This is a genomic window from Faecalibacillus intestinalis (assembly GCF_003024685.1).
Lineage (GTDB): Bacteria > Bacillota_I > Bacilli_A > Erysipelotrichales > Coprobacillaceae > Faecalibacillus > Faecalibacillus intestinalis.
The window spans coordinates 1-3,868 of record NZ_PYLQ01000040.1 but is presented as its reverse complement, the minus strand read 5'-3'; the positions used below and the strand labels follow the sequence as shown (position 1 = coordinate 3,868).

The following is a 3,868-nucleotide window of genomic DNA, read 5'->3' as shown; positions in this document are numbered from 1 at the left end:
AATTACTATTCTATTATAATAATTTACTAATATTCTATTATTGATAAAACAATTGATAATAATTAGCATAAATTAAAGTTTTAGATAAGGTTTTTGGTTTTATATACCTAATTTACATCATTAATAAAAACTAGTATATGTATTAATTTATTAATTTAAAGTGAGTAGAAAATGAAAGGAAAAGTATCGAAGAATAAGTTTCTTAAAGTAGTTTTACCGGCACTTTTGGTAGTTGCTATTATTTGTCAAGCAGTCGGTTTTCAGGCAGTTTTAGCTAAAGGCAATGTTGCAACAACATCTAGCGACAGTATTTCAAACCTTACAGATCAACAATTACAAGCATTAACAAATCCTATTCTTCAATCTTACAAAGCAGATAGTAGCCATAAAGTTTGGAAAATGACTAACGATAGTCGATTAGCTGTTTTAGCAAATCAAACTAATATCGAAAATGCAAGATTACAAGAAGTGGTAAAATTAGTAAATTCAGAATTTGTTGAAAAAGAAATTATTTCATCTCCGTTAGCAATGGTTTATGCTCAAGAAAAAGATGTGAGTTATGGAGATATTTTGATTGATATTGATCAAACAAGTTCAATTACTAGTAGCTCTAATAGTAAAGAAGCATATAAAATCACTATTGGAGAAAATGGAGTTCGTTTAACTGGTGCTAGTGAAAATGCTATTATGCACGGATTAAGAACAATCCAAAATTTGATTATTACTAACGATGGATTAGTTTACGGTGAAATCGTAGATTATCCAAATGTTGCAGAACGCAGAGTACATGTCGATTGTGCTAGAAAATATATTTCTAAAGATTGGTTTATTCGTCAAATTAGAGAAATGTCATATATGAAAATGAATGCTCTTCAAATTCATTTTTCTGAAAATATGGGATTTAGAATTGAATGTGAAACAGATCCAACTATCGTTTCTGATCAATATTTAACAAAGACAGAAGTGAGAGAAATATTAGCAGAAGCTAAAAAATATGGTATTAATGTTATTCCATCATTTGATAGTCCAGGTCATGTTGATCAAATTTTAAAAGCTCATCCAGAATATGGGCAAGTTAATACTAGTGGAAATCATTATAAATCTGGTTTAGATGTTACTAATCCTGAAGCTATTAAATATATTCGTAGTTTATATGATGAATATATGGATCTATTTGAAGGATGTACTGATTTCCATATTGGTGGCGATGAGTATATGGAGTTTGACCGTGCACCATTTACTACACAATATAAGAGTGTATTAAATTCATATGCAGTTAAAAAATATGGTCAAGGATATATTTGGAAAGATGTAATTGCTGGATATATCAATGATTTAGCAGAATATGTACATAATCGTGGATTTACACCAAGAATTTGGAATGATGGTGTTTATTATGGTGAAAATTCTTATGAAGGTGCACAAAAAATAAAAATGCATGACTATATTGGAATTGATTTCTGGTCACAAATGTCATGGAATTCAAGTATTGCAAATTTACAAACATTCATTAATAAAGGTCATGATACAATTTACAATATCAATGCAAGCTTTTTCTATTATGTATTACGTAATAGTAAACCTACAGATGGCAGAGAACAACATTCATTTGATAACTTAAATGCAGATCGTAAAATCTATAATGAATGGTCACCTGGAAAATTCCAAGGAAATCCAGCTGTAAATGATGGTTCTGATTTTATCAAGGGTGCTTCATTGGCAATTTGGTGTGATAATCCAAATTTATGTAGTGAAGATGTAATTACTGAAGATATTGCTGATGAGTTACGTGCATTAGCTTCTAAATCATGGAATACAAGTAGTAATTCAATTACTGATTTTGATAGTTTCCAAGAAAATTATACTAAATTAGGTAATGTTGCTGGATTTGAAAAAGGATCTACATTACCAGATGTTGGGGAATTCTTAACAGCGGGTGATTTAGGTAAAATTACTATTCGTTTCGTAGATGAAAACAATCAAGAATTAAAACATGAAGTAACTAAATATGGAACAGTTGGTGAAAAATTTGAATTTAGTGCAGATCCTATTTATGGATATCGTGTAATTGATAATAAACCAATTACTGGTACTTATACTAAAGAAGGTGCTGTTTATGTATTTACTTATGAATTATATACAGATAAAGCAGCTTTAAATAATGAAGTAACAAATGCATTAAAAGAAAAAGATTATATCAATGAAACATTTAGTGAATATAAAACAGCATTAATAGCTGCTAAAGCTATTAATGATAAAACTGATGCAACACAAGCAGAAGTTGATGAAGTATATGATGAACTTATCGAAGCTAAAGCAAAAGCAGTTAAAATAGAATATTATTCATTATATGTACAAAGTACATATCCACTAAAACAAGATGATTATGTTGGTGGATATGAAGCATATAAACAAGCTGTAGATGCTGGTAAAGCATTATTATCTAGCGATACTTTAAATGCTGAGACTGCTAAAGGAGCTTATGAAGCAATTAAAACTGCTAAATCAAACTTAGTAAAACCTGATGGAAATACGCCATCAATTACTGCAACAGATAACTATTACGAAAAGAATCAATGGTATCCAAATAAAGAATATAGTTATGAAAAAATGTTAGATAATGATTTGAATACTAAGTGCTGGTTTGGACAAGAACAAGCAGCGGATAAAGAATTTAAATTTACTTTTCCTACAGCTGTCAACATGACAAGTGTTCAAGTTATTCAACCTTCTAATGTAGGTGCTGATGCTTTAAAAGGTGCAGATATTGAAGTTTCATTAGATGGTGAAACATGGACTAAAGTTGGATCGATTACGGAAAATGATTTAGATTACACAGCAACATTTGAAAAAACAGCAGTAAAATATGTCAGAGTCCGTTTAACTGTAGCTAAACCAGGTAAATGGTATCAAGTTTCTGAAGTAAAATTTGCTTATGAACAACCACAAGAAGAAAACACTTTAAGAGATATGATTAATGAAGCTGAAGAATTAGATATAAGCGGTAAGTCTTCCGTTTTAGTGTCTAATATGGTTGATGCTTTAATCGCTGGTCAAAAGGAATATGTTAAAGGTACTACTGATACTACAACTGTAGAAACAAATTTAAGAAATGCTATCGATGCATTAAAAAATGCAGCTGATACTACTGATTTATCAAGATTAATAGAAGAAGTACAAAAATTAAACGAAGCTGATTATACAGTAGATTCATGGAATGATTTAAAAACTTCTTATAATAAGGCATTAAAAGTTTTAGAAAATAAAACTGCCACACAAGAACAAGTTGATAAGGCTTATGATGATTTAGATAAGGCTATTAAAGGATTAATTGATGCTCCTATAGCAGCGGATAAAACAGAGTTATTAAAAATTATGGAAACAACTAAAGAATTAGTTGAAAAAGATTATACTCCTGAATCATGGAAAGTATTAAAAGATGCACTAGATGAAGCTAATAAGGTAGTGGCTGATGATAAAGTTACTCAAGAACAAGTTGATAAGGCTTATGATGATTTAGATAAGGCTATTAAAGGATTAATTGATGCTCCTGTAATAGTAGATAAAACAGAATTATCAAATGTTATTGAAACAACTAATGATTTTGTTGAAAAAGATTATACGGTAGATTCATGGAAAGCATTTAAAGAAGCATTAGATCATGCAAAAGATGTTTTACAAAATGAAAATACAACTCAAGATGAAGTTGATCAAGCTTTAGCATCTCTACAAGATGCCATTAAGAATTTAAAAACAGTTTCTCAAACTGGAAATAATGATCAACCAAATCAAAAACCAAATGATCAAATACAAACAAGTATTAAAAAAGAAGATGACAATAAAACATCATCAACAAAAAATAACTCTC

Annotated in this window: 1 protein-coding gene; it reads left to right on the top strand. The window is 29.4% G+C overall.

The annotated features are described in order from the left end of the window. Window positions 1-171: 171 nt before the first annotated feature. Window positions 172-3,868 (top strand): family 20 glycosylhydrolase (locus C7U54_RS14330; protein ID WP_107030720.1); only part of this gene is annotated, 3,697 nt, incomplete at its 3' end.